Origin of the sequence: Pseudarthrobacter sp. lyk4-40-TYG-27, assembly GCF_030209295.1 — a bacterium.
GTDB lineage: Bacteria > Actinomycetota > Actinomycetes > Actinomycetales > Micrococcaceae > Arthrobacter.
The window spans coordinates 27,676-51,602 of record NZ_JARVSH010000015.1 but is presented as its reverse complement, the minus strand read 5'-3'; the positions used below and the strand labels follow the sequence as shown (position 1 = coordinate 51,602).

26 protein-coding genes are annotated in these 23,927 nt (G+C 60.5%); 16 read left to right on the top strand and 10 right to left on the bottom strand.

From position 1 onward, the window contains the following. Positions 1-86: 86 nt before the first annotated feature. From QRM96_RS19970 to QRM96_RS19955, 4 genes are all read right to left on the bottom strand, one after another. A complete protein-coding gene (locus QRM96_RS19970) occupies positions 87-1,913 on the bottom strand; it encodes a hypothetical protein (protein WP_285320705.1) in 1,827 nt (608 codons plus the stop codon). A 195-nt stretch (positions 1,914-2,108) separates the two neighbouring features. Next, positions 2,109-3,437: a Shedu immune nuclease family protein gene (locus tag QRM96_RS19965; protein WP_285320704.1), complete on the bottom strand. Its 1,329-nt coding sequence runs from the start codon at positions 3,435-3,437 to the stop codon at positions 2,109-2,111. 170 nt (positions 3,438-3,607) lie between these two features. Then, complete coding sequence (locus QRM96_RS19960; RefSeq protein WP_285320703.1) at positions 3,608-4,435, bottom strand: hypothetical protein; 828 nt, start codon at positions 4,433-4,435, stop codon at positions 3,608-3,610. Between the two features lie 203 nt (positions 4,436-4,638). Then, positions 4,639-5,475, bottom strand: coding sequence for an abortive infection family protein (locus tag QRM96_RS19955; RefSeq protein ID WP_285320702.1), 837 nt, complete (start codon positions 5,473-5,475; stop codon positions 4,639-4,641). A gap of 536 nt (positions 5,476-6,011) precedes the next feature. On the opposite strand from QRM96_RS19955, the gene QRM96_RS19950 reads away from it, so the two are divergent. Further along, a complete protein-coding gene (locus QRM96_RS19950; protein ID WP_285320701.1) occupies positions 6,012-6,602 on the top strand; it encodes a recombinase family protein in 591 nt (196 codons plus the stop codon). On the opposite strand, the gene QRM96_RS19945 is transcribed toward QRM96_RS19950, so the two are convergent. From QRM96_RS19945 to QRM96_RS19935, 3 genes are read right to left on the bottom strand one after another with little or no spacing between them, the layout of a single operon-like run. Then, on the bottom strand, positions 6,583-7,512 hold the full coding sequence (locus tag QRM96_RS19945; RefSeq protein WP_285320700.1) for a TniQ family protein: 930 nt from the start codon (positions 7,510-7,512) through the stop codon (positions 6,583-6,585). The two genes, QRM96_RS19950 and QRM96_RS19945, sit on opposite strands and share 20 nt — an antisense overlap. Further along, a complete protein-coding gene (locus QRM96_RS19940; protein ID WP_285320699.1) occupies positions 7,509-8,426 on the bottom strand; it encodes a TniB family NTP-binding protein in 918 nt (305 codons plus the stop codon). Before QRM96_RS19940 ends, QRM96_RS19945 begins: the two co-directional genes overlap by 4 nt. Further along, entirely contained in the window at positions 8,420-10,108 is a 1,689-nt protein-coding gene (locus QRM96_RS19935; RefSeq protein WP_285320698.1) for a TnsB C-terminal domain-containing protein, read from the bottom strand. The genes QRM96_RS19940 and QRM96_RS19935 overlap by 7 nt, the downstream gene beginning before the upstream one ends. A 387-nt stretch (positions 10,109-10,495) precedes the next feature. Between QRM96_RS19935 and QRM96_RS19930 the strand changes: the two genes are divergently transcribed. From QRM96_RS19930 to QRM96_RS19875, 12 genes are all read left to right on the top strand, one after another. Beyond that, the gene (locus QRM96_RS19930) at positions 10,496-10,762 is read left to right on the top strand and encodes a glutaredoxin family protein (RefSeq protein WP_285320697.1); all 267 of its coding nucleotides are present in this window, start codon (positions 10,496-10,498) and stop codon (positions 10,760-10,762) included. Between the two features lie 5 nt (positions 10,763-10,767). Further along, on the top strand, positions 10,768-11,664 hold the full coding sequence (locus tag QRM96_RS19925) for a single-stranded DNA-binding protein (protein WP_285320696.1): 897 nt from the start codon (positions 10,768-10,770) through the stop codon (positions 11,662-11,664). Between the two features lie 125 nt (positions 11,665-11,789). After that, entirely contained in the window at positions 11,790-12,152 is a 363-nt protein-coding gene (locus tag QRM96_RS19920; protein ID WP_285320695.1) for a hypothetical protein, read from the top strand. 56 nt (positions 12,153-12,208) lie between these two features. Beyond that, positions 12,209-12,475 carry a ParB family protein gene (locus QRM96_RS19915; RefSeq protein ID WP_285320694.1) on the top strand — a complete coding sequence of 89 codons (267 nt, stop codon included), beginning with the start codon at positions 12,209-12,211 and terminating at the stop codon, positions 12,473-12,475. Positions 12,476-12,478: 3 nt separating this feature from the next. Beyond that, positions 12,479-12,691 (top strand): helix-turn-helix domain-containing protein, encoded by a 213-nt coding sequence (locus QRM96_RS19910; RefSeq protein WP_285320693.1) that lies wholly within the window; start codon positions 12,479-12,481, stop codon positions 12,689-12,691. A gap of 260 nt (positions 12,692-12,951) precedes the next feature. After that, positions 12,952-13,206 carry a helix-turn-helix domain-containing protein gene (locus tag QRM96_RS19905; protein ID WP_285320692.1) on the top strand — a complete coding sequence of 85 codons (255 nt, stop codon included), beginning with the start codon at positions 12,952-12,954 and terminating at the stop codon, positions 13,204-13,206. 32 nt (positions 13,207-13,238) lie between these two features. Next, entirely contained in the window at positions 13,239-13,784 is a 546-nt protein-coding gene (locus QRM96_RS19900; protein WP_285320691.1) for a hypothetical protein, read from the top strand. Between the two features lie 63 nt (positions 13,785-13,847). After that, on the top strand, positions 13,848-14,165 hold the full coding sequence (locus QRM96_RS19895) for a hypothetical protein (RefSeq protein WP_285320690.1): 318 nt from the start codon (positions 13,848-13,850) through the stop codon (positions 14,163-14,165). A gap of 18 nt (positions 14,166-14,183) precedes the next feature. Next, a complete protein-coding gene (locus QRM96_RS19890; RefSeq protein WP_285320689.1) occupies positions 14,184-14,711 on the top strand; it encodes a hypothetical protein in 528 nt (175 codons plus the stop codon). Positions 14,712-14,797: 86 nt separating this feature from the next. Continuing rightward, entirely contained in the window at positions 14,798-15,082 is a 285-nt protein-coding gene (locus QRM96_RS19885) for a hypothetical protein (protein WP_285320688.1), read from the top strand. A 1,406-nt stretch (positions 15,083-16,488) separates the two neighbouring features. Then, positions 16,489-16,788: a hypothetical protein gene (locus tag QRM96_RS19880; RefSeq protein ID WP_285320687.1), complete on the top strand. Its 300-nt coding sequence runs from the start codon at positions 16,489-16,491 to the stop codon at positions 16,786-16,788. 312 nt (positions 16,789-17,100) lie between these two features. Next, positions 17,101-17,358: a hypothetical protein gene (locus tag QRM96_RS19875; protein WP_285320686.1), complete on the top strand. Its 258-nt coding sequence runs from the start codon at positions 17,101-17,103 to the stop codon at positions 17,356-17,358. 476 nt (positions 17,359-17,834) lie between these two features. Here QRM96_RS19875 and QRM96_RS19870 read toward each other — a convergent pair whose 3' ends face one another. The 3 genes from QRM96_RS19870 to QRM96_RS19860 all read right to left on the bottom strand — a co-directional run bounded on the left by QRM96_RS19870 (position 17,835) and on the right by QRM96_RS19860 (position 20,172). Further along, positions 17,835-18,902, bottom strand: a complete 1,068-nt coding sequence (locus QRM96_RS19870; RefSeq protein WP_285320685.1) for an IS110 family RNA-guided transposase — start codon at positions 18,900-18,902, stop codon at positions 17,835-17,837. A 467-nt stretch (positions 18,903-19,369) separates the two neighbouring features. Further along, the gene (locus tag QRM96_RS19865; RefSeq protein ID WP_285320684.1) at positions 19,370-19,672 is read right to left on the bottom strand and encodes a hypothetical protein; all 303 of its coding nucleotides are present in this window, start codon (positions 19,670-19,672) and stop codon (positions 19,370-19,372) included. Positions 19,673-19,701: 29 nt separating this feature from the next. Beyond that, positions 19,702-20,172, bottom strand: a complete 471-nt coding sequence (locus QRM96_RS19860; RefSeq protein WP_285320683.1) for a hypothetical protein — start codon at positions 20,170-20,172, stop codon at positions 19,702-19,704. Between the two features lie 520 nt (positions 20,173-20,692). On the opposite strand from QRM96_RS19860, the gene QRM96_RS19855 reads away from it, so the two are divergent. The 3 genes from QRM96_RS19855 to QRM96_RS19845 are packed head-to-tail and all read left to right on the top strand — an operon-like array spanning position 20,693 to position 23,897. After that, positions 20,693-20,992: a MobC family plasmid mobilization relaxosome protein gene (locus tag QRM96_RS19855; protein ID WP_285320682.1), complete on the top strand. Its 300-nt coding sequence runs from the start codon at positions 20,693-20,695 to the stop codon at positions 20,990-20,992. 3 nt (positions 20,993-20,995) lie between these two features. Continuing rightward, positions 20,996-22,633: a relaxase/mobilization nuclease domain-containing protein gene (locus QRM96_RS19850; protein WP_285320681.1), complete on the top strand. Its 1,638-nt coding sequence runs from the start codon at positions 20,996-20,998 to the stop codon at positions 22,631-22,633. 31 nt (positions 22,634-22,664) lie between these two features. After that, positions 22,665-23,897, top strand: coding sequence for a hypothetical protein (locus QRM96_RS19845; RefSeq protein WP_285320680.1), 1,233 nt, complete (start codon positions 22,665-22,667; stop codon positions 23,895-23,897). Positions 23,898-23,927: the final 30 nt, after the last annotated feature.

The window sequence follows — 23,927 nt, the reverse complement described above, 5'->3', positions numbered from 1 at the left end:
ATGCCGGGTCCACCGACAGCCGCCACGCAGGCAGCGCGCCAAAATTGCCGGCGCCGGGGTAGGCCAGAATTTGCTGGGAATCAGGGTTACGATTCGTTGTCGGCCCAAGCCTCCTCGTCCGCAAAGCTCATGCCTGCGCTGATCCGATTCATACGTTCGGTCCAGGCCTTCTCTTCTCGCTGAATCAGGGCCGCGCCTGATTCACCACTTTTGAACCAAGTGAGGGTGATGTCCAAAGCAGTTTTCGAGGTGGATTCGGCATAGTTGCGAATGCTGTTTAGAGTTGTCTCGTCCAGCGGTAGGCCATGGTTGACCGCGTTCCGAACGCGCCGATGCCGAGCACGGAGTAAGGCTGTTTCGCGCCACGTCTCATCAAGGAGCCGCCGCTCTCGGTCGGGAACGGTGCAAATTGCAAGCGCTTCCTCCAGATCTGAGCGCCTAAGCTCGGTCATTGGAAGCGCGCGGATTTCTTCTTGAAGTGCAACAGCCTTCGCGACGGACACCAAACGGATTCCACCTCGGCTGTATTTGGAAATCTTACGTTCGAGCTCATCTCGGGCTGCGTTTGGTCCGCGTGACCAGGCTTCCTCCAATGGAGCCATCAATTGGTCCGCGATCCGACCGTCAGCGCGCCTGAGGGCTTCTCGACGTTGGAGCGACCTAGCCAAATCTGACGCACGCACGTTAAGTACAGATGCGAAGAGCTCCATCGCGTGATCCTCAAGCGCTGTTGCTACCCGGGGCGTGGCACGACGGGCCCCATAAATGGAAACGTCACGATGATCAGTCATCCGTGCTTCACGCAGCGACGTCAGCGCCTCAACAAGCTGATCTGGCATAGGCTTTTTGGCTAGGACATCGGCAAACTGATCTGCGACGATGCTGAGGATCTCACCTGTGCCGCCAATCCCATAACTGTCATCGTCAGCCGACCTAGACTGGCGGACAGTGAGTCCGCCCGATGAGCTGCGCGCTTTTCCGTCAAGGAGGACGGCAGTTGCTCCTGCACTTCGCCATGAAACGCCGCCCGCCTCGACAGCGATACTTACTAGCGCCTCGATTCGCCGTCTGGCTTCCTCCGCCGCGCCTGCCACTTGCCGTTCCCCGAGATCTACGCGTACGAGGGTGAGTCTATTTTCCCGTTTCAGCGCTTCTCTTTGGAGATCGTCGAGCCAGCGGACATCTTCGCGAAGTTCGCGCAATTCTGCGCGTTCCGGAAAGTCGTGCCGTCTGTGCTCAAAAGCGTTCGGAAGCGCCCAGTCCGCTCTGAGGAACGTCATTGGGCCTATAACCTCCCGCATCCCCAAAAGAAGAGCGCGGGAATACACCGTCCATACGACTACCCGTCCCATGGGTGGTGCAACAAGAATTTTTCTCGCCATCTCAAGTCGGTGCTCTTCGGTCAGCGGCTCAGGGATCTGTGCGCCACGCTCCCAAGCAAGTTGTTCCTCGGTGTTGACAAGTGCATCGGCTGCGTAACTGAGCAACGAGAAGGCACTGCGCGAGGCGGGGCCTATTTGCGATGCGATAATCGCCGAAAGTCGCCGCAACGCACCGCTGCCCGTACCAGGGATCTTCGCTGCTGCGCAAAGATCCCCGAACGCTTCAGTGATCGCTATCTCCGAGTGCCACACATCACGGAATCGAGTAGCCGTTGAAACGACGGCTTCTTGGTTAGCGTCATCGCGAAGGTCATCCAGCAGAGGAGCGACTAAAGCGCCAAGCCGTCGCCCGAGGGCTCCTGCTTGTGTCTGAATCTCAGTTTGCAGGGAACGGCGATTCTTTTTTGTCGGCCGTTCCCAACTCCACTCGGAAGCAGCAACCACTCGAGCATAGTCGCCGAGTTCGGCGACCGCTTCACCGAGGGTGTACGGCGGGACAGCCCGATGCGGGAGGGGAAGAACTTTCGCCACCGATAAAAGCCAGCCACTGACGTTTGCCGCCGGCCGAACACGCACCACTTCATCTCCGATCGTTGAGTGGGTTCATCTTGGCATTGACTCCACGGGCCAATCCAACCGGGCCTCAGCGGGCGGCCGCTTTGTCTGCGACGCCCTTAGATTCTTCTCATGACCCTGGCACCTGAGTTAGGAGACACCGCTGGTGGACTAAGACACCCCGTTCGGCTGTCCTGTAAGGGGGTCGCCTTTAGGACCGGCGGCACCCTGAGTTTGCTCCATGTTTTTATCTTCGATCTGTCGACTGTGTGGACAGATCAAGGACCCACCTGCTCGAGCTAGTACTTCGTCATACGTGATGATCTCAGGCATGTTGATGTTGTTTCGGTGTAGCTCGAAAGACCGGACCTTCTCAGTGTGAATCTGCCCGTCCCTGGTAAAGCTCTCTAATGTTCCGATAATGAGATAGGAGCGTGGCGAGCCGGAGAAGACTTTTTCCCCAGTCTCGAAGTCCTCAGCATCGCGCATAGAGAGCCATGAACCGATATCGTCGCGGGCCCTTTGAACAGTAACGAGCGATTGTGCAACTCCGCCAACAACGGCCCTGGATGGCGCCCACGTGCCAGGTCTATATGGGTTACCTTCGAGGAGGTCGTCGTCATGGAGCTTGATTTCGGCGAATACAAGCGACCGCACAATGCCGGTCGTGGTGAGAAGAGCGTCCACACGCTTGCCAACATCAATGACGCTATGGCCGGCTACCACCCGCTCGAGGCGCCCTTCATCCCAGGCAGTGAAAAGGTGACCTGACAGGCCTACGCCTAGGAGCCATGGATTAGTTTCAAAAAATCGTTGCCAGACAGCCTCCCTCGTTCCGCCTGCTCGGGCGTCTTCGAAGGCTTGAGGATCGCTGAGCAACTCTTCGAACCGCTCAAGTGTCTTCCGACGCGCAGCAATAGCGACGACATCTGTAGCCGATACATCCCCTTCGATAACCGCTTTGAATTGGTCCGGGTTAAGTTGGTACGCGGTGGATAGCGTTCGAGGGTCCCGTAGTGCGGTTGCCAGTGCTGCCTCATCAATACGGATCGTTTCGTCTCCGCCAGGGTCGATGCTTCGCAAGGCTATGCATAAATCGATCAGCCGCTTCGATGCTTCTTCGTCGAGATTCAGAAGTCGGGTGAGCTGTGCGTTTACGTTCGATCGGCCAGTCACCTTTTCAAATCGGATTTCGACAACTCGTCCTTGGTCGCGCACAACCCGAGCCTTCACTTGGACGCGACCGCCGGGACTTTGGTGAATCTCCACTTCTTCCCCCTCGTCGCCGTAATTCGTCTGTCGGTCTGCATTTTCAGCAATGACTTGCCAGATCGTTCGAGCGGACTGTCCGACGTCGTTCGAACGTCCAAATTGTAAAGGGAAAGATCTGCCCACAATGGTCCGCCCAAGCGTTCTCAACGTTGCGAAATCAGCCTCAGTTTCAGGCGTCGGCAACTGCGCAAACCCATTTGCTGCAAAATTCCACTCGTCTTTGCTCACTGGACCATTCTGCATTCTGCATTGTGCGCTACCTGACGGACCTTACGCAGCGTATCCCCACGCCAAGCACTCAGTGCAGCTTGGGCACGGCCCCACGATTCAAACCGGCAATCAGCGCCTATATTTTTTTGGTGGTGGCGTGCGAGGCGCGCGAGCCGCCGCTTCGACAGTCACTGTTGGCCGCCCTTAAGCTCCAGATAGTCACGGAGATGCTTCATCGCACGGATCGCTTCCAAGGCATCCTGCTGTTCGACTCTTGTTCCGCCCTCATGGACAGCGATATTGCGCTTCGCGAAAAGGGCGTCTGCGGTTGCCGAAATATCTTGTGGTGCACCAGCGAGACTACGCTTCACGTCTGCACCCCGGCCGCCGCTGGCCATCTCGACGGCGAGACGTGCGGAGAGCACAGCCTCACGGTACCGACCCCCCTCGAAATGCGTCATGGCCGTGCGTGAGTGCGCCGCGGCCGCAGACTCCGCTTTCAGAACCCGGAACGCATCCCTGTACGCGGTATCCGGTGTGGGGCCCAGCAGGTATGTAAGCTGCGCGTCGTCATCGAAGAGGAGCACGTCATATGAATCCACGGCAGTCCCGCCAGACACCAGCACGTAATCGTCGTATCCGTCCTTCTCATAGAGGTTCGGCATGAACTTGTACGCACCAGTGAAGCGAGGGCTGGTAAGGAAGTCGATCAAGTGGTCCTTAGCTTTGCCATACATCTCGACCTTGCGGCCGGTAACTTTCTCCCGGAGGCGGAGGCCCAGACTCTCATTCTCGCCAGAGTACTCCTCGACGTAGCACCAGACGGAGGCGGGCGGAGACACCATGCGTGTAGACAAGATGTTCACTCTCAAGGAGAGCTTTTCACTGAACAGCACCGCGATCTCTTGCGCGTTCTGATCGTAGATTGGCGCGATGATAGCGACGTGTTCCTTGCGGTTTCGCGGCTCGATAAGCCCGCCGCCGTGGGCGTAGCAGTCCTGCAACAGGTTCGACATTGGCGCGAAATCACGATATATCAGTTCGCCAGTAAGAACCCGCACCCTCCGCCCAGTCAACTTCTCCCGAAAGCGGAGGTTACGCACTCCGTCAGGGCCTTCAAAGGGCTCCACATAACACTTGATCATGCCGGAACTCTGCGCACTTCGGGCTGTGACTTTTGCGGCGTGCGCCGCGCGGCGTGCTTTCGAACTCGGCGAGCTCATTTTGACGTCTGGGCGGGTTGGGCTTCGAAAGTTGCCAGTAGGAAATGACAGACGCCAGCCACTGAGGTCACCACGAGTTCGGCAAGAATTGCATCCGCTTTTGGCCCCCGGGCAACGCCGTGGCCAGTTCCGAGTCCTAAGTTTCTTAGCTCAGCAGCGGCAGCGGTGATTTGGGTTAGGGCAGAGTAGATCCGCACGCGGTGTTCGTCACCAGGCTTCCCTGAGACTTCTAGCTTGAGTTCTGCCTTAACATCCTTGATCAGCTCGGGGAGGTCCTTAGCCCTGGATGCTTTGTCATTGCCATGTAGGCCGAGAATCTCTTTGCAGATGGTCTCTAGTAAGTCTTTGGCTTGCCCGATGGCTTGGTGTGGATCGTTAATCAAGCCTTCACGGATTCTCCGTGAATGCTCATCGACCTCTTTTATGCTCAACCGCTGGGCGGCCTTCTCCAGGCCTGCGGTGGCATCAACGGCACCCTGGGACTGGTACAGCTCGCTGTACAGCTCAGGCTCTTCAGACTCTAGCCAATAGCTTGTCCGGAAGACCTTTTCGATTTTGGCGAGCAAATCGGCGCTGACGTTGGACGACGAGTTGGAGTGTGACGAAGAAGGCAGCCCCAACTTATCGAGGGCATCGCCGCCAAACTTTACGGCGTGGCCGGCATAATCGTCGTCCCCCCAGTCAAGTGAACGGAGCAGCCTGTCGTGCTTCTGGATCGCATCCACCATGCCAACTTCTAGGCCGAGGGCGATCCAATCGGACTTATCGAACTGTTTAGTGATACGCCGCAGCAGCGCATTCCGCAGTTGCTCGGCAGTATTGTCATGACTCATAAATCATGAGATTACCGGTTCAAAATGATGCCCCTGGCGCCGTCGCTCGCTACCCGCGTTAGGGGGCGGGCGTGGTTACCGTTGTCAGCTGTGGTAATCCCCGCCAGGCGCCCCGCAGGAACTGCGCGCCTTAGAACTCGACCATCGGGTGATCCTCTGCCAGCACGGCATCCTGGCACTTTGGAGGGTTCGGTAATCTGCTGGATTCGAACCAGGGTGGCCCCGAATCAAGCAGCTTTGGTGGTCCTGAATCACGTTGTTCCGCTCACTCCTTTGGCCTACTCGGAGGACCGGGCACGGTTGCTGCAGGCGGCCTGGAAGGTTCTTCTGGCCATGACGACTGTCGTGCTAGCGTCTCATAACCCTTAAGATACGAGACGTCTCAGCCATCCAAAAACCGGCGAGGTCTGGAGGTCCTGCTTTTAGCTAGAGCACGCCAATTTCGGCTTGGGCGCCGATTCTCGTAACTATGTCTTGTAACCTTCTGCTTGAATCGCAGTGTTAACCATTAGTTATGAGACACATCGGAGCTGACCTTGACGAAGCTTATCGGCTACGCGCGTGTCTCGACCCGTCAGCAGTCCACAGACCGGCAGCAGGCGGACCTGCTGGCCGCCGGTGTCCGGCGCGATGATCTCTACATCGACCACGGAGTCACCGGAGCGCGAGCCTCACGGCCACAGTTCGACCGGGCCCTCGATGCGCTACTGGAAGGGGACACCCTTGTCATCACTACTCTGGACAGGCTCGGGCGATCCACGCAGAACATGCTCGCATTCGCGGATGAACTCCGCGGCCGGGGCGCGGGGCTGCGGGTCCTAAACCTGGGCGGAGGCGATGTCGACACCTCCACGCCTATGGGGTCGATGCTCTTCACGGTCATGGCCGCCCTGGCCCAAATGGAGCACGAGATCAAACGCGAACGTATCAATGACTCCATCAGCAAAAGGCGTGAAGCAGGCAAGGACTTGGGTGGCCGGCCCCGCCGGATCACCGACAGCCAGATCCGAACCGCTCTCCGACTGGTCGAAGACGGCGAACCAGCTGCCCAAGTTGCCCGCGACCTGGGCATGTCGAGGGCATCTTTTTATAGACGTTCGCAAGCGCTCAGGACTCCAAAGGCATGAAGAATGTAGCGTCGGGCCCTCGACCGGTGAGAGTTCCCTGTTCAAGAAAGTGGATGGCCGTCACGGCGGTTTGGAGTGCACGGACCTGAATGTCGACCGGATAGTTTTCATGGGGCTGCCAACTCAGAGGTCCCATGCGCGCAGGATATCCGGCGTCCTTCCAGATCCCTTTGATCATGCGCGCCGCGGTCGTGCACTCGGTTATCGTTGCCTCCAGCTCGTCGATGATCGCCCTAAGAAGTCGGAACCATGTTTCAGCGTGGACCCGACGCCCGGATAGGTCAGCGAAACCTATAGCCATGGCTTGCCACGTCCTGGCGTCCATCTCGAGGACCGCCGGCGAAGCAGGTTTCGCAACCGGTGGCTTGTTCTTCCAGTCCGCGAAGTGGCTGACCGGTTTTTCACGCACTTCGAGGAGGCATTTATGGAACGGGCAGCTGAGTGTCAGCGGAAGCAGCCACAACAGTTGGTAGGGATACGGTGATTCCGTCGCGGCAATGCACTGAGGGCATGCCCGCAAGACCGGGCGCGATGAGTGCCAGGGCAGCCAGGCCGGGATCTCCCTCACTCGCCGCCTTCCTACCCCCAGCAGCACGGAGAACTGCTGCGTATAGACCGCAAACGTGTCAGGACCCGGTTTGATTGGGTCTATCAACCAGGGTGACCAGCCAGTGAGACTCATCCTCCGGATATGCTCCACGCCCACCCCGGTCCGCTCCGACAACTCGCAAGCCAGCCCGTCGGGTGGGCAGGCGTCGAGGTCATTTGCCCCGTCTGGCCAGAACCCCAAGTCGGACACGAGGTCGTCCAGGTCGGCGCCGTAGCGTGATGCGATGCGGCGAAGCCACGATGTCAGGGCCTCACCTGGTACCGGCGAAGGGTGGACAGGCCAGCGTCGGGCAGCGGTCACAGCAGTTGTTTTTCGAAAATCCTGCGTCGTTCGGAAGGGCCCAAGTAATCGGCCAGTGTTAACGTCCGGTGGTTGATCCTCTCTTCGCCCGTCTCCACAGCGGCGATGGCCGCGGCCGTCAGCAGACGGGCGAGCTCCCCGATGGTGCCCTCGCTGCGTGCGAGCAGATACCGGGTCATGTCTTCCGTATCGATCAGAGATGGACGGCGCAGCGGAAATGAAGCAGCGAAGCTGGCCAGCAACGACCGGGCTTCATCGCCAACTTCCCAGAGCGGCAGGATGAACGGTTCAAACCTGTTCTCAAGCTGGTCGTCGGATCTCACGGCAAGATAGGCCTCGCGGGTGCCGACTCCAACCAGGGGAACGCGGAGCTCGTTACCCAGAAACCGCAGCAGATTGAGAAACTCGCGTCGTTTCTCACCTGGTCCTGCCAGGACGTTGTGGATCTCGTCGATCACCAGCATCCGGACTCCCACCTCACGAAGGAGGGACAGCGCCAGTCGTTCAGCCTCGGGGAGGCGCCGCTGGGGTCGCAACGGCGCGCCAATCGCCGAGAGCAGGGCCGTATAGAACCGCAGCGCTGATGGCTCCGACGGCATCTGCATACACAAGACGGGTATGGTCTCACCGGCGCGTCCCGTCACGGCCGGATGTGCCCTGCGGAACCGCTCGACGATCATGGATTTGCCGTTGTTCGTTGGCCCGATCAGCAAGAGGTTGGGCATGCGCTGCTTTCTCGGCCAGCCAAAGAGCACCTCCAGGCGCTCCACAGCGGCAACGGCCTTCGGATAGCCGATCCACCGATCCGCGCGAATGCGCCGCAAGCGCTCTTCCGTTGGAAGCTTTGAAAGTTCACGCGCCGCAAGGTGAAGATGCGCCGGAACCTGGGGCTGCCTTTTATCCACGGTCACCATTCCTCAATTTGCTCGAACGGTTGAACGGCAGTCTCTTTACCCGACTCTCCGTCTGCCGGCACCGCCAGTGTCGGGGGGATTTGTGAGGATTGGGTTCCTGGGTGGTGTGGGTCTTTGGCCTGCTTGCGGCGCTCCGTTTCCCGCCGGAGACGTCTGGTCGTTTTCACAGCCGTATCGCTGACTTGGCGCATTTGATCGATCATCCGGAACAAGGTTGCTTCGTCGACCTGGGCTGCGCCACGTTCGCGTAATCGGGTCAGGGCTTGCCTGTGTTCCCACAGGCTGACGGAAGGGTTGGAGATCGACCGGTAAGGGACCTCCACGTAGTGGTGGCCGTCCGGTTCCAGGACCCATATCCTGCTGATGTCCCGGGGATCGCGTCGGATGATGAACTGGCCTAGGCTGTCACGTCGGCTGATCCATGGTTTTAATGCATTGGCGAAGTAGTGGACGTGGTCGATGACAAAACCGGTGCGGGTCAGTGTGCGGCGGATGACCGGTAGGAAGTCCACGAGGAATGCCGTCTGATTTGCCGTTACTGCAGGCATGCCGGTGGCAGTAATTCCCGCAGCCCAAACAGCGGCCGGTGTCTGACCCAACGTGCTGTGCTTGCTGCCGTGGTAGCTGGCGACGGCCAGCGCCAGCCACTTCTCCAGCTCGGGCAAGGTCAGTGCCGCCATCCTTTCCGAGTCATACCGGCCCCGTTCTTCCGGACTTGAGAAGGTAGTTCCGGGGAGCTCGTGGATTTTACGCATGGCCGTGCCGATGACGCGTTCAACAATGCCTCCATAGTGGGGCTGTCCAAGGGGCCGATAGGACAAATGGATGCCGTGTTGCTCGCAGCCACGCCGCAACGCCTCGCTTTTGAACTCTGCCGCGTTGTCGAGAAATAGCGACTTGGGCTTACCGCTCATTGGCCACTCTGCTTCGACACCGAGGTGCTCTAGCCAGGGACGTTTATCAGCAACAGCGTGAGCCAGACACAGTCCAACCGACACGGCCGACGGCGGTTCCAGCGTGAGAACCAGCCCAACAAGAGCTCGGCTAAAGACATCGATGGCAACGGTCAAATATGGGCGGCCAATAGGTTGACGCTCCCGTTCGTCCACGATGACGACGTCTATAACCGTGTGATCGATCTGCACCTGTTCCAGGATCGACCTGATCATCGACACGTCACCACCAGCCGATTGCAGCGGCCTCACAGCATCCGGACCCTCCCTGCGACGTCCAACCTCAACCGGGTTCAGCATCGAGATGCGACGGCTGACGGTGTTTCTCGTCGGAGGCTTCACTCCTTGCAACCCACAGGCCCGGATGATTTCCCGATGCAATGCCGCCACACTCAATTTCTGCCGTGTCAAAAACCGCCGGCGAATGAGGCCGCGCACAATCTCCTCAACCTGTTCAGGCAGACGGTTTCCGCCCTTGCCGCCCGTCGAACGATGGAGCGCGAGATCAGTTACAAGACCTGACCCCTGGCGGTAGCGGCCAAGCAATAAATAAACATGGCGCCGGGAAACACCGAGCTTCATAGCTGCTTCGTCAGCTGCAGCAATCCCCGTCACGCGACGCTTCGCCAGCGCACCGATCACTGCGGCACGGCTCTTGGCCTGTTCCCATGAAGCGTCCGTCATTGTCAGCTGCCCATCGGCAACAATCCGGTCCGGATCAGCCTCCATGACTGCCTCCTTTTGGGAACAGGAGTACCGAACAAAAGCACCTTAGTGCAGGGATATGCCGACTAGCCATAGGTCAGAAGTCATATGCGTAGATCCCCAACTGTGTGGTCATTTGTGCAATCAGCTTCTGACAACAGCGGATTTGGGCCCTCCAACAGGGCCATGTGAAGAGGACTTCTAACATTTGTGCAATCAGCTTCTGAAAATGACAATCGTAAGGGAAATCCGCGGCGCGGGGGAATTGCACATTTGCCGTAAAAGTATTCCCCAAAAAGCCCAAGAATAAGCGGTAAAAGCTCTATTCATTCAGTTGAATGATTGCTAGACTTGAGGTAGCAAGTCAGCCAGACGAACGAAACTTATTTGATACGAAACCAGGTGCTGAAAATGACTGCAACACTGGCCGCTTACACGGTCTACACCAAGCCCAACTGCCCGAACTGCGAGAAGACGAAGGACTACTTCGACTCCAAGGGCATCACCTACACAGCCGTGGACATCACCGAAGTCCCAGCTGCACTGGAGTACATCACCGCCGAACTCGGCTACTCCCAAGCGCCCGTGGTCGTGAACAACACAGATGACCAGGACCACTGGTCCGGCCTGCGCCGCGACAAGCTCGTCCAGGCGGCCATGAGTCACAAGGCGGCGTGAGGACCATGGAGAACATGCGCCCAGTCGTCGGGTTCAACCTCAGCCCACGGATCCCGTTGGAGGTGGACCTGTTCCGGCAGGTCAACCCCAGCGGCAGGATCACCCCCGACGTAGTGGACCCTTACCTTGTGGAACCCGCGATCGTGGAACCGTTCAATGAAGACCTGTACGAGGGCTACGCCACCCAAGGCAACGCAGGGGACGACAGGTACCTTAACGCGATCAACCGCGCCCCGCTCGGGGAGGGTGGACTCTGGGACGAACACACCGCGAACCACTACCAACCCAACGACCTCAACCACGACGAACCGGGCGGCACCGAACCAGCGAACGAACCCACAACAGGCACCGAGACCATCACCAGCACACGAGGAAAAGGAACCATCATGGCCGGCGAAACCACCATTACTGTCATTGGAAACCTGACATCAGATCCAGAGCTCAGATTCACACCGAGTGGATCCGCCGTCGCGAACTTCACCATCGCTTCCACGCCCAGGACCTTCGACCGTCAGTCCAACGAGTGGAAGGACGGCGAGACACTCTTCCTCCGCGCCAGTGTGTGGCGGGAAGCAGCTGAGAACGTAGCCGAGTCCCTGACCAAGGGCATGCGCGTAATCGTCACCGGCCGGCTGAAGTCCCGCTCCTACGAAACCAAGGAAGGCGAGAAGCGCACCGTCATCGAGCTCGAGGTAGACGAGGTCGGCCCCTCACTCCGCTACGCCAACGCCAAGGTCAACCGAACCCAGCGCGGCACCCAAGGCGGCAGGGGGAGCGGCTTCCAGGGAACCGGTAACAACCAGCCACAGACCGGGCCGCAGGATGATCCCTGGGCCGTGCCGGCGACCAGCAACACAGCCGGGGGATGGGGCAACGGCCCCGATTCCGAACCCCCCTTCTAAACCAGCCCAAGCGTCGGGGGCAGCCGATACGCTGACCCCGACGCACTACTGCCCGAATCCCGGTCAAAGAACACCAGGGACGCGTGGCCTGAAACCACTTCCCGCAAGAAGCTAGGAGCCCCCCCATGAGTGATGAAACGCCTGCCGTTGTCCAGGAAGCCGATGCCATCTATGACGCGGTACGCGCGATCTGCCACATGAGCCAGACTCATCCGGCGCCCACGGTGTACAAGGTGCTGGGAAATCTGAAAGGAGCCACGGGGCACATGTTGGCCCAGGCCCTTCAGCAACTCGCGGCAGGCCTGGAGAGGTCAGTTACCGAGTACAACGTCTATGAGGATGACGGCCGGGATCCGGCTCAGTCTGCCGCCGTGGCCGCTGAGCATATGCGTGCTGCCGCTGGCTTGGCTGCACAGCTCGGGGAACATTTGGCGGAGGCGCAGAACGCCATCGCGGGGCAGGGATACAAAACGGAGGGGGACTCGTGATCAGCAACCTGGGGATTTGTCAGAGTGCACTGCGCGTCTGAAAGCAGAGGCTCTTGATGGCGAAACCAAAGAAGGTTCCGGCGTTCACCCCGTACTACACAGAGGAGCAGGCCGGGCAGGTCCGGGCTGCGTTCACGGCAGCCGGCCTGCAGGAGGGCGACGCCAGCGTCTCGGACCTCATTGTCCGGGCGACGATGCGTGAGGTGAAGCGTCTGCAGCGCAAGTACAACGGCGGCAAGCCGTGGCCTCCGGTGCTGGCCGGCGAGCTGCGGCGAGGGCAGCGGACGATGGATGAAATGCAGCACCGAAACGAGGAAACGTAGACGATGGGTCAGGGGACTGAAGAAGTGAACAAGATCGGCCTCCGGACGTCCCTGCCGTTGCCGAAGATGCTCACAATGGACGACGTCCAGGAGATCCTGAACCTCGGAAAACCGATGGTCTACGCGCTGCTGCGCCGCGGCGAGCTGAGGGGCGCGCAGTTCGGACCCCGCGGTTATCTTGCCCGCCTCTTGCGTTTTATGAGGATTGTTTGCTGAGATTCGGGGCGAGGAACATTCTGAACTGTGCAAAGTCTTTGCGAGGCTTGTAAGGATTGTTGCCCTCAGATGTGTCCCACCGGCTTGATGTCTTGTGGGTGTTAAACGCCGGTGTAAGCGGTCGCTGGGCGGAGGACGCCGAAGACAACTTAGGCCAGCGTGATGACGATCGATAACGCAATGCCGAGGATCCCCGACCGGCACTCATGCGGCCGAGCCTATGACGCCTCCCGGGATCGCCCCTCACATAGGATGGCCCGGTGACTGACCAACCGAACCAGCCCCGTTTCCTGACCTTGGCCCAGGTCGCCGACGAGCTGAACGTGAAGCAAAGCCTCGTGCAGGGCCTGATAAGGACAGGAGAGTTGCGCGGTTTCCAGATTGGGGGCCGGGGCCTCTGGCGCATTGGGCGCCAGGACGTTGAGGACTACATCGCTGCAGCCTACCGTCGCACCGCCGAACGCATTGCGGCCGGCGAGCTCGTGGACGCTGGGCCGGACGGTGAAGAGTCGTAGGGGCGGACCGGGTTCGCCCTTAGACTCTCGCCATGAGGAAGTGGGCCGCTAAGCATCCAGTCCTGTCGTCCGCACTTTTCGCCATACTCGCCGGCGTCGTCGTCCTGATCGTTGACATGCTCCTCGGGCGAAAGCTGGACACCGCTATCGCGAATACGGTGTTTTGGACGTTATTTTTCTGGGGCAGCAGTTACTTCGGGCGGAAACGTGTCCGGAAGACCAAGGCCAGGCTCGACGAGCAGGGCCAGTCGCTCATGTTTCTGCGGTACCCGGACTCTTTGCCAGGGTCCCTCAGCGGAGTCTGGCAGATGGGCGTTGCCACGCCTTCGCAGGGCCGGATTGACTTCCAGCCGGCCGTCTACGAAGACCTGGTGCCTAGCGGCCGAAGTAGGGCTCTCACCGGACTCCATGCCACCCAATTACAGCCTCGGAAGGCTGACCGCCAGGATATCAAGCAGGCCGTGCCGTACGGCTTCCAGGTCATCACCTTCGACTCAGACGGTGGTCCCATCGAAATCGCAGCCAGCCCTGACACGCTTCAGAAGATCCAGGAAGCCGTCGAGCCAGCCTCTCGATAGCCGACACCGAAAGATCAGCTTAAGGACCTTGCCCCTGCCGCCGGCCGGTGGTTCAGTTCATCCATGCCAGCACCGGCGAAAGAACCCCAGGGTGGCAACCCTCCGGCGTCCAAAGAGGAAGCCCGGCGAAGGATCACCCGTCTCACGTATTGGTCGCTGCCATTCGTCGGCGTCTTTGCGGTGCTTAACCTGATCCCAAACATCCCATGGCCGTGGCGGATCGCGATGCTGGCAGTTGAGGTGGTCTTCGTGATCGTCTACGGGAGGGCAGTGATCCGGTCTTCGCTCCGGCACCGCGACGAGTACTGGCGAGAGCGGGGCAGGGACCCCAAACACCCGGAACGGTTCCCGAACGACGCTGGGAACGATGACCGGCAGTAGTGGCGCTACGCTGGGGCTGTGGAACACGTACTCCTTGACCAGGTGATCGAGACTGATTACGGCCAGTTCGATCTTTCCTGGGGTGAGGAGGGCACCTTTGACGGAGACTTTGACCGCTTCTACCGGGGACAGATCAACGGTCTAGTGGGCGCAGCCAACTTGCAAGGGGTTCATGTTAACCTCGCACGGCGCTCGGGCGGCTCACCCGTCCGCATCGTCCTCGTGGATGCACCGCCGGGAAACATTGACGGGCAGTGGGAGGACGTCGTCGAGGTATCTATCGCGCTGCCGAACCGGCATGAGATGGTCTGGAGCGACTGGTGGGGCCACACCGGGCCCGTAGGACTTCCGCCAGGTTGCTACAGGCTGCGTGTTAGCGCCAAGGGCCGGGATGAGGGGCACCACGGGGAGTTTGCCGAGGGCGCCGTCGACGAGTATCTCCTGCAGCTGTGGCCGGCGCCGTGGCAGCCCGATGCAATACTCAGCATCGGGAGCGAGGACGCAAGGTACTGGCATCGAGAAGTTGGCGGCCACCGGCCGGAGTAGTTTCCCGGCCCTTCCGATGCAGGCGCAACAGGGACACACGTGCCCTGGTCCGCAAACCTGTCGGTGCCCGGGAGGACCATGGAACCATGACGGCTCCAACGGTGGAGGCGGCCATCCATGAACTCATGGATCTCGCCTGGAATCTTGTCTACGACCTGCTCGATCAGCGGGGGCTGCTCGGTGACGGACTTTTTGTCGGGGAGTACACCGGCATCCACTCCTGGGTCGAAGACCTCACCCGGTACACGGTGGTCCACTCAAGGAATGTAGCCGTCCTCTTCGTGGACACGCGGCCGGTGGACGCCATCGTGTTCCATCACGACCTGCTGGGCGCTGAGGATCCGGCCAGCTTCTTCACCCTTCCTGACTGAGGCATAGTCTTGCCGGTTCTGGCACCGGTAAAGGGCCAGTATTTACCGGTTCCGGCCGCGCTGGACCAGTGCCATCATTAGATTGCCAGTAGCTGTCTGCGCCGAACGGAGAATGTCATGTTTGGGGCGCTGTTGTGCAAGCTGAATATCAGCCATAAGTGGCACGTCGAACATTCCGAAGACGGCCGGTTGTACAAGCGCTGTCTGCGGTGTGGCAAAGACGACGATGAACGGGCTGTGGGCGGGGGAAATTTTAGCCATTGGGCTGGCGGCTAAGGAGCCGAGGCGCCCCGTCTGGAAAATGCCCGACGCTTAAACTCTGCCTCTCCGGCTTGTCCCGCCCCGCCGCACCCGGCCCTGCCGCCAGCCAGGGATGACCTCGTTCAGCAGCTTCTCCTTGGCCACAGTGAGCTTACCGGCCCGGGCATCGATGCGCTGGGTGTGCAGCCACACGCCCAGCGTGCGTTCCTCCTGGTCGTCGGTCTTGGTGTGCCGGGGCTAGTCCTGGCCGGCGGCCAGCCATGCGGCGACCTGGGCATGGCGCTGCTGCCACCTGCCGCTGGTGATCAGTTAGAGGTAGCTGACTCAACCCGATTGATTTGTCAGACGCCAACCTATCGATCGTGGAGGAGGCGGCCAGCTGCAGGGGAGGGACGTCATACTTACAAGGACCGCAAAAAGCCTGAGTAACGAAGGGCGCCGTGCTCAAACAAACAATCCCGACAGCCGTAATTGGGGCAAGATAAGAAGGGGATTTGGCGCGTTCGGGAGGATGACCTGGCAGCGTACATTGATGCCGCCTACGAGAAGACAGCGGAACGGATTGCGTCAGGCCAGCTCCCAGACGGCGACGCCCAGGCGGACGAGTAACCAGCGGGCGGTTGAGGCAGTGAAGGGCGGCACCCTGACGGGTGCCGCCCTTCCTCAGTTCCCGAGTCAGAAACAGTCCTTGTGAAGCTTATTGCTGCCGCTGGTGCCATTGCTTGGATCACGCGGGTCTAGGGAAAGCTGGTGGTGATGAGCGCCGCCCTGCAGCTTGTGGTTGTCACCGCCTTGTACCGGCCCGGGAAGCCATCCTGTGCCCTAAAGGCCAGCCCCGGGAATGGTTCCGTATGAACTCCAGGATGCCCCGTTGTGTAGTCCCGTGTCGTCCCTGCTGAAAAAACCCAGTCGTTCCCTTCGGGTCCGACGGCAGCGTTGGTCTTGGATACTTCTATATTCGTCAAGCAGCTGCTGGACTCCATCCTGGGACGCCAACGCATAGGGGAAGGACCGGAACGTGTGCCCAGCACCCCGCGCATCCTGTGGAGCTAGGCTTGGGCTTCGAGCAGTCATAGGAACTGCGGCCAAACAATTGGGGGACGGGCATGGGAAGCGGGCAGCATGAAGGCATTGGTTTCCGTGAGGTGAGCAATGGGGACGGTACGGTACGGGAGACCATGAACGCGGCAACGTCCGAAGAGATCGGGCCTTCGCCCCGGACAAAAAATCCCTTCATCATCATCCTGTGGACGTTGTCAGGAGTCTTGATCCTGGGCGGACTATTGGCACTTCTGACTGGCTCCTTGGAGGTGAGCATGACCGAGCGGGTCAGCATGGCCTACGTTCTCTTCACCTTCGCACCCCAAGGTGTCTTCATTGGCGTCGCTACCGTTATCGGACTCATGTTCTGGCACGCTTGGCGGTGGCAACGAGGACAAGGTTAGTGGGGCGTGGCCTCTAGATATCGGCAGGTGATCAAGCAACCCGCGCGGGGCAATCAGGACGCATTCCACAGTATTCAGATCGAACACGGCGAGGGCAGGCCGACCACGAGGCGAGGGTCTTGCTCAATAACAATCCCGAGATGCCAAGAAAAGGGACGAAATCGCCCTTGACTTAAAGTGTCCCGCCGATAGGCTTTTATCACTTCGCGGGACAAACCCCTCAGGGGGCTCCTATATAGGTCTCATTCTTGACGGAGAAGTCTTACGGATAAAAGCTCGTTGCTATATCGGTGAACAACCTTGGGGGAAATCATGAGAAATGCAATCACGCGCGCCGCTGCCATCGTCACGATTATCGGAGGGTCCGCATTGTCCGGTATGGCAGTCGCCAGCGCCGCTTCGCCTTCCCCTGATGTCGTAGGGGTTCTCCAAACCGAAACATTCAGGGCCGAGCGCAATTGTCAGGATCGGTACCAGCAGTTGCTCAACAATTACGCGGTGATCGTCACGCCCTGTACCCACGTAGGTGGTGCCTTCGGAGAGTATTACCTGCAGTTCCGGATGACGTAGCCGAGGAGGATCCAGGGTGGGGGCCGACTGACGCGTCGCTCCCACCGTGGGTTCGTCAGCTCTTTCCGCGACTAAGCGCGTGGAGGACCTGGGCCAGTCCAATCTGCGACAAACCCCCGCACAGTCGGGTAAACCTAGATTTCTCGTCCCGTAGGGGCTAGGATCTATTTACTAAATAGGGGGAGAAATGCTTAGTCGACTTAACTTTTTGCCTGTTTGGGCGAAGATTCTATGTCTTTCCTGCCTTGCATGTGGCGTCATATTTATCATCGTCACGTTGGTTGCGCTGGGCCGCGGTTCCGATGTTACTGAATTGCTCTTTAATCTACTGCTGATCGCTGCTTTCGTTGGGCTTGCAGCTGCGGTCGCTTCGAAGGCTAAGCCGGCTTCAGGTCAAGGTGGAAACAACTCAGGAAAGCGGCGAGGACCCCTTTTCTTTTAGGCATTTAGCAGATCTAGGAAGCTCCCTGCCATGTTCATCCCACTGGACATAAGGATTCCTGTGCCGCACTCAGGGTTCGATAGATTTGCCGCGTTATATAGCGCTTGAGGCTTCGGATGATTTCCTTCTTGGTTCTACCTTGGCTTGTTCGCTTCGTCACGTAGCCTTTGGTGGCAGGGTCCCGGTTCATTCTGATGAGGGCGATAGTGTAGATCGCTTTGTTCAGTTGGCGGTCGCCGCCGCGGTTTAGTCGGAATCGTATGGTGCCGCCTGATGAGGCCGGGACCGGGCAGGTGCCGGCAAGAGCTGCGAACGCGGCTTCGGAGCGCACTCTTCCAGTGTGTGACCACGCTGTGAGGATGATTGCTGCCAGGACCGGACCAACACCATAGACATCGAGGAGACACGGCTGGACTTGCTTCACAAGGATCTCAAGTTCCGTGTGATTCCTGATCATTTGCTCCTGCAGTGTGAGGATCTGCTTTGCGAGGCGTGTTGCTTCGCGGCGGCAGGTTTGGACTCCGAACTCCTCGTCTCCTTCCCGCCATCCTGCGATGGTACGAGTCTGGGTGACGGTCAATGGTTTCCGGGCGTCCATGCCGAGGTCTACGACGCGTAGGAGAGCCGTGAGGGCGTTGATGGCTGCGGTGCGTTCCCGTGCCATGGTGCGGCGTGCGTTGGAGAGGATCCGTAGCGCCATGTGGTTCTGCCCGGACCGGGGTTCTCGGAGGCGGTCCATAGGAATGCTCAGCGTCCCTCGCGCTGCGCGCGCTGCGTCGATGGAATCGGATTTTCCCTGGTATCTGCCAAGCCGCTGGCTCGGGACGGGAGCTTCGGTAACTTGAAATCCGGCGTCTGTGGCCTGCTGCCGGAGCTTGGCACCGTACGAACCCGTTCCCTCCATTGAGAGTAGAACCTGTTCAGGAGATGCTTCAGTGCGGCGCAGGACCCAGGACAGCGCGCGACTGCCTGCGGCTGCGGTGGCCGGAAATGTTTCGTTCGCGATTTCTCCACCGCTGCCGGTTTCGATGATGGCGAATGTATGCGTTTTGGCGTGGGTATCTATGCCGACGACGAAGCCGAAGTAGTCTGCCACAATCATCTTTTCCTCCTGAGTTCCGAGAATGGAAACGCGTTGGTGGGTTACGGCGTGGCAGGTCTGTAATGGGCCACACCCGGTGCACGGGCGGGCATGCTTCTAATCAGGCCAGCGCTGTAGACACAACCGATGCTGGGCCCGGCCAGGGCGGACATATCCAAGAAAGCGCACTCCGAAATACTGAGATCGGAGGCAAAACCCATGGGTGAGTCACATCCCAGCCCGGCCACAGCACCAGCCTGCCAGCCGCTCACTGAGCAACCGGGTAAAGACTTACAGACCATGGGGAACGTGTCCGTTGGTATGTCGGCACGTTCGAGGCTGTGCACATTCGCCGGACCCGGTGGTGGGGCTCCTGACTGCGGTGATCTGGCCTCTGTGTGCAGCCGGTCAGGTGGGTCCCGTCGTGCACATGGGTGCGGGAAAAGCCCGAAGGATTTAGCTTTTGCCGTGCCCATGTGCACGAAGGGTTAGTTCCCCTGGGCGTCGTTCGTATCGGACGGGTGGGGGGAGTCGGAGGGCCTGGTCTGGGCTTTGCGCCGGCGGCCTGCGGCGGCCGGTTCCAGTCCGAGTTTTTTCAGTTCGTCCGGGCTCCAGCCGTCGCGGGTGGCCTTGACGTAGGCGCGCTTGTCGTCGCGCTCGGCGGCGGCCAGCTGTTCTTTCAGGTCCGTCACGCGCTGGCGGGCGTGGACGAGTTGTTCGACGGATTTGATGCGCGAGTTCAGGAGGGCGCGTGCCTGGTTTTTGGTGGCTTCGATGTTGATGCTCGTCATGGCGTTTGTGGTTCCTTCTCCTGGTGGTTTTAGCGTTCGAGGTGGGTTGAGATGTGAGGGTTTTTCGTCTTGTTGGATGAGGCGGACGGAGTGCCCTGATGGTAACGAAGAGCCGTCTGGGGGTGGGTGGGAAAGCTGAGGGCCGTCAGGAACTCTTGGACTGACGTGTCTGGCTCCATGGGTTCGTCATAGCTGTCGAGGTCTTTGACGACCTCGGTGACGGAGGTCCGTTGGTAGGCGCACAGGATGTCCGCTTCGCTGGGGATTGCTTGCGCAGCGAGTTGAGCGATGTCGTCGGCGTAGGGGAGGAGCTGGCTCGGAAGGACGTCACGGACGGTGTGGATGAGATGGGGGAGGAGGGCTTCCTGGGCCGCGCTGAGTGGTGGGATGGCTGTGAGCGGCGGGATTTGTCCCACGTACGCTACGGCTCGGATCTGTTGGGCGTCGTTCCGGATGAAGACGGTGGTGTTTGTGATGTCGTCCAGATGACGTTCGGCCACGCTGTCAACGCTCCAGGCGATGGCGTCAGCACTGTCGTACTTCCTTTGCTCTGCTGCGGCGTGGATCAGGTGCGCTCTTGGAGCAGGCGTGTCAACGGGAACTTCGATGGTGACCTTTCCGGGACCGAACTCACCGAATTATAGGTGATTATGGCGCCGCGGAGGCGGTCGGAGCTTGATTCGTTCGGACGCATAACTTTCCCCCTGGAGTGTCTCTACGTGCCACCCACCCTAGCCGCCGGAGGCCGGGGCAACCACGCAACACGCCGCATTGGACCACCCGGTCTGCGTCAGCGGAGCAAGCTATACATTTACACGGGTGTAAATGGGCGTGTCCTGCACGGCTCCTTCGGCTTGGTTTGGCACACTGGCTTGTGGGTCCCCGGGTTTCGGGGTCGCTGCGCTGGGCTTTTGGGGATTGGGGGAGTGGGTGTCTGAGGAGGATGTGCCGCGTTCCCCGTTGTCTCGTCGGCGGCGGGCGAATTCGCCGGCGGGGACGAAGAAGCGCCGGGATGTGTGGGTGACCGCGGAGGAGGAAGCGGCCCTGGTCGCGCGTGCGGCGCGGGAGAAGGTCACGGTCCCGAACCTGCTGCTCACGGCCGCTTTGTCGGACGGGTCGGAGACGCCGACGCAGCGGAAAGCTGCGATGGCGGAGCTGATGGCGATCCATAGGTTGTTGGCGCGGGTGTCGAACAACGTGAACCAGATCGCCCGGCACGCGAACGCCGGTGATGAATTCCCGCAGGACGCGTCGGCGGTGCTGGCGTATGTGCGCGAGGTAGCTGTGCGGATTGACCGGGCGATCGAGGGGTTGATGTAGGCGATGATTCCGAACATCACCCGCGGGTCGCGGATGGCCGGGCTGATCCTGTATCTGGCGTCGACGGACGCGGATAAGACGAAGAACACGCACACTGACCCGCACCTGGTTGCCGGGGACGCGGCGATCATGGCCTGGTACGACGACGGCGTCCTGGATGCCGATGATGCTGTCGCGATCGCCAAGCACCTGGACCAGCCGCGTAAGGCGTTCGGCGTTGAGGTGCTGCAGAAGGATTTTCGCTGGGACCCGGTGACGAAGGAACGGGTGCCGAACGGGCACAAGCACGCTGACGTGTGGCACTGCTCGTTGAGTCTCCGGGCCGAAGAAGGTGCCCTCACGGACCAGCAGTGGGGTGACATCGCGAACGACTTCGTGGACGCGATGGGCTTCACCGAAGCCAGCGGCAAAGCCCAGTGCCGGTGGGTCGCGATCAACCACGGAACGAGTGAGAACGGGAACAACCACATCCACATCGCCGTGTCCCTGGTCCGGGAAGACGGCACCAAGGCCTCCACCCATGGTGACTACAAACGCGCACAGCAGACCTGCCGGGAACTGGAAACCAAGTATGGGCTTGAGGAGCTTTCCAGCGTGCACGCCACCCGCGGGTATGACCGGGCCGAGAAGGCCACCGCGGCACGCGATGAACGGGAGATGCACCGCGCCTCCCTGGCCAGGAAGGTGCGTGCCAGCGCCACCGCGTCGGGCACTGAGGCGGAGTTCATCCGCCGCGCCAGAGACACCGGCCTGCTGGTGCGTCCCCGGTATGCGAAGAACACCACCGACGTCATCGTCGGCTACTCGGTAGCCGAGCGCCCGAAACCGGGGGAACGACCGATCTGGTTCGGCGGCGGCACCCTCGCCACCGACCTCCGCCTCGGCCAGTTACGGCAGGAATGGACAGACACCCCGCAGGCCTCGATAGAGGCAGCGGCCGAGTGGAACGCCGCCGCACGGAACAAACGCAAAGCCAACCCCCGCGGCCCGGAGAAGACCACACCGGATGCGCAGCTCTGGGTTGACTACACCCGGAACGCCACCGCCCTGGCGGACGAGCTTCGCAAGATCCCGCGCGATGATCACGCCACGTGGGCCAAGGCAGCCCGCGATGTTTCCGGCGCGTTCGCGGCATGGTCCTACCGGCTGGAACCGACCCCCGGGCCACTTTCCGCCACCGCCGCCGAACTGTCCCGCACAGCCCAGCTCCGCGCCCCACGGCAGCACGGTAAACCCGTTGCCCTGCCGTCCATTGCCGGGACCGCGATGTTGTTCATGGCGTCGTCGAGCAAGAACAAAACAGCGGCTCAGACAGCCCTCATGGTGCAGCTGATCAATACCGCTTTTGCCGTGTATGAGATGCACGCCGAATCCGGCCGTGCCCGGGAAGCCCAGCGCATCCGGGCAGTAGTCGAGAACCAGTTGGCACCGTTCACCGCGACGATGCCCAAGGCCTTCACTGCCGGAGCTGAACGGCAGCCCGCCGCAGCGGCTGCGGTCGCACCGAGGGCAGTTGATATCGCACGTCGCGGCATGGCCCCGATCCGCCCGGGTTCGGTGGTTCCCACGACACCTACACCGGCGACACCAGCGAAGACCACACAACTGAACCGGGGCACCGGTTCGGGACTCGACCGATAAGAATCACACCACCAGTGCAAGGGGAACACCAATGAGTGAATCAGACGGCATCGACGACTTTCTCGACAACGGCATGCGGCAATCCCTGATGGTCGCCTCACGCATCGCCGAGACGCTGGCACGGCGCCGGCAGGAAGCCCAGCGACAACAGGAACACCTGGACTCCCAAGCTGCACGGGAAGCCCAAGCACGCCTTACGGCCGAACGCAGCTCAGCCCGCGCCGTCCTCGCACCCGTCCAGAAAGATGAGTGGTGGGACAACGCGCAGCCGGCCGACATCGCAACGGCACACGCCACCGCAGAAGGCTGGAAAGACTACGACCCCGCCGCCCTCGAAGCAGCAACGAAAATCCGTCAGGAAGTCCTCACCAGGTACGGCATCGACACACACGACGTCGGCGCGGACACCGCCTACCTTGAATCCGGGATCACGACTATCGCCACCGAAAACGCCCGGCGGGACGAGCTGGCACGCAGCCAAGAAGAAACGCGCAAAGCCGCCGCCGAACAGGAGAAAGCAACACAGCTGATCGCGGCCGCGCAGGCAGAAGAACTCAAAGCCCAAGCCGCCAAGTTGGCACCTGTTATGGAGCGCCACCACGTTCCCGTCGAATACCTCGCAAACCCCGAACTCGGCCAGGCATTGCAGCGCGCCCTCAACGCCAAGACCCCCACAGCGGCCGCGGCCGCGGAAGCTGATATCAAGGAGCGGCTGTTCCTCATCGGCAAAGACGGCATCAACGGGCCCGACATCGACCAACTCCGCAAGGAAACCACAGCGAACCTCAACGGAGCCGGCGACGCACACTTCCAGGACCCCGGATTCGTCAAAGCGGCCAAGGACATGCACGAAGCAAAGCTCCTTGCCGAGGGCGGCTTTGCTGGCTCGCAGTGGGCATCCATGGAGGAGCGGTATGAGCGGGCCGAAAAGGAACTCTTCGCACGCCTCGAAGGCGTCGGCCGGGGCATCGAAAACCGCGTCACCGGCAACGACAGCAGCCGGTTCAGAGACCAAGGACTGATAGCCGAAAGCACGGCGGCCGCCGACTACGGTTCAGCCGAACACCGTAAGAGGTTTGCCGAGTCCCTGGAAAACACCGGGACCAGCGAAACCCAGATCCGCGGCCGCCTGACCGCGGCCCGCAGTGAAGGCACGCACCCCAGCGCCGCGGTCTCCCGGGGCAAGCGTGCGGCGAAGGCCCGCAAGTCCCATCCAGGTGCAGCCATCGGCGCGGAGCGGGCAAGGAACGGTCTGAGCCGCTGACACCAGCGCCTACGTAAAGGGCCGGCAGCC

Coding starts and splice junctions, on each gene's coding strand:
- QRM96_RS19925 (WP_285320696.1), top strand. CDS start 10,768: ATGGAGAACATGCGCCCAGTCGTCGGGTTCAACCTCAGCCCACGGATC.
- QRM96_RS19885 (WP_285320688.1), top strand. CDS start 14,798: ATGACGGCTCCAACGGTGGAGGCGGCCATCCATGAACTCATGGATCTC.
- QRM96_RS19845 (WP_285320680.1), top strand. CDS start 22,665: ATGAGTGAATCAGACGGCATCGACGACTTTCTCGACAACGGCATGCGG.
- QRM96_RS19915 (WP_285320694.1), top strand. CDS start 12,209: ATGGCGAAACCAAAGAAGGTTCCGGCGTTCACCCCGTACTACACAGAG.
- QRM96_RS19865 (WP_285320684.1), bottom strand. CDS start 19,672: ATGACGAGCATCAACATCGAAGCCACCAAAAACCAGGCACGCGCCCTC.
- QRM96_RS19940 (WP_285320699.1), bottom strand. CDS start 8,426: ATGGTGACCGTGGATAAAAGGCAGCCCCAGGTTCCGGCGCATCTTCAC.
- QRM96_RS19850 (WP_285320681.1), top strand. CDS start 20,996: ATGATTCCGAACATCACCCGCGGGTCGCGGATGGCCGGGCTGATCCTG.
- QRM96_RS19875 (WP_285320686.1), top strand. CDS start 17,101: ATGAGAAATGCAATCACGCGCGCCGCTGCCATCGTCACGATTATCGGA.
- QRM96_RS19895 (WP_285320690.1), top strand. CDS start 13,848: ATGCCAGCACCGGCGAAAGAACCCCAGGGTGGCAACCCTCCGGCGTCC.
- QRM96_RS19930 (WP_285320697.1), top strand. CDS start 10,496: ATGACTGCAACACTGGCCGCTTACACGGTCTACACCAAGCCCAACTGC.
- QRM96_RS19910 (WP_285320693.1), top strand. CDS start 12,479: ATGGGTCAGGGGACTGAAGAAGTGAACAAGATCGGCCTCCGGACGTCC.
- QRM96_RS19960 (WP_285320703.1), bottom strand. CDS start 4,435: ATGTCGAACCTGTTGCAGGACTGCTACGCCCACGGCGGCGGGCTTATC.
- QRM96_RS19955 (WP_285320702.1), bottom strand. CDS start 5,475: ATGAGTCATGACAATACTGCCGAGCAACTGCGGAATGCGCTGCTGCGG.
- QRM96_RS19935 (WP_285320698.1), bottom strand. CDS start 10,108: ATGGAGGCTGATCCGGACCGGATTGTTGCCGATGGGCAGCTGACAATG.
- QRM96_RS19920 (WP_285320695.1), top strand. CDS start 11,790: ATGAGTGATGAAACGCCTGCCGTTGTCCAGGAAGCCGATGCCATCTAT.
- QRM96_RS19900 (WP_285320691.1), top strand. CDS start 13,239: ATGAGGAAGTGGGCCGCTAAGCATCCAGTCCTGTCGTCCGCACTTTTC.
- QRM96_RS19870 (WP_285320685.1), bottom strand. CDS start 18,902: ATGATTGTGGCAGACTACTTCGGCTTCGTCGTCGGCATAGATACCCAC.